A 1,073-nucleotide genomic window follows, 5' to 3' on the forward strand; every position below is an offset into this window, starting at 1 on the left:
TTGTTGAGGGCTGCGGTGTATTTGTTGGCGAGGTCCTGGACGAGTTGTTCGGACTTCTCGTTGACGGTGGCTTCGAGGTCGTCGAACTTTCCGGCGAAGTCCTTGGCCGCTTCCTCGCCGAACTGACGCAGGTCCGCGGGGAGCTTGTCGACCTCGGCCTTCAGCTCTGACCGGCCCTTGGCGATGCGGGCCTTGGCCCTGCCGAGTTCGGTGCCGATGATGTCGGCGACCGACGAGATGACGGTCTGCATCTTCGCCACGTAGAGCTTGCGGGCTTCCTGGAAGAGGTCGTTGGCCTCCTTCGGCATGCCCATGAGCTTGTCCTTGGCCCACTTCGCCGGGCCGAACATGCCCGAGTACCGCTTGTCCTTGTAGGCCTTCATGCGGCGTTTGTGGTCGGCGGTGAAAGCGTCCCGGGCCGCCTTCTCGCCCTGTGCGAACGCGGTGTCGACCTTCTTGTCCAGGCCGGACAGGGTGTCCTCGACGTCCTTCTTCGTGCCGTCGTAGACCTTCTGGAGCTTCGCGGTGACCTCGGCGCGTTTCTTCTCGTCCTTCGACTTCGTCTCGCCCTTGCCGCCGTCGACCTGTTTCCCGGCCGAGGCACGGGTCGCGGTCAGGGCGTTCATGGCCTGGGCGCCGGAGGCTGCGGCGCCTGCCTTCGCCGCGGTGAGTTGCTGGGCCTCGGCCGACTTGCCCTTGGCGGGGGCCTTCGCCGAGTCCGTCTCGGCCGTCTTCTTCGCGGAGAGAGCCTCGTTGAACTCGGGCTCGTTGCCCTTGGCGAGCTGCTCCTCGGTGACCTCGGCGTCCGCCATGGCTTTGTCGTTGGCGGCGGGGCCCTGGGAGAAGTCCGTGACGGAGGCGGGCTGCTTCTCAGGGATCGCGTCGGTCGCGGAGGGGGCGCCGGGGTTGGGCGGGGCCTGGTCCGGGGTCATCGGGGTGACCTGTTTGTCCTTGGCCGCCGATGTGTCGGGCGGGGCCTTCGTCGCGGTGTCGATGTCCTTGGCGGAGGAATCCTTGCCGTCGGAGACCTTGCCGTCGACCTCGTCCTTGATCTTGTCGGCCTTGCCGGACTT

The 1,073-nt window shown here is 66.5% G+C and carries 1 pseudogene; it reads right to left on the reverse strand.

Features of this window, described 5'->3' with window-relative positions:
• Window positions 1-1,073 (reverse strand): annotated as a pseudogene (locus IEZ15_RS44025) (hypothetical protein); the annotation flags it as partial.

The organism is Streptomyces atratus, from assembly GCF_014648655.1.
Taxonomy (GTDB): Bacteria; Actinomycetota; Actinomycetes; order Streptomycetales; family Streptomycetaceae; genus Streptomyces; species Streptomyces atratus.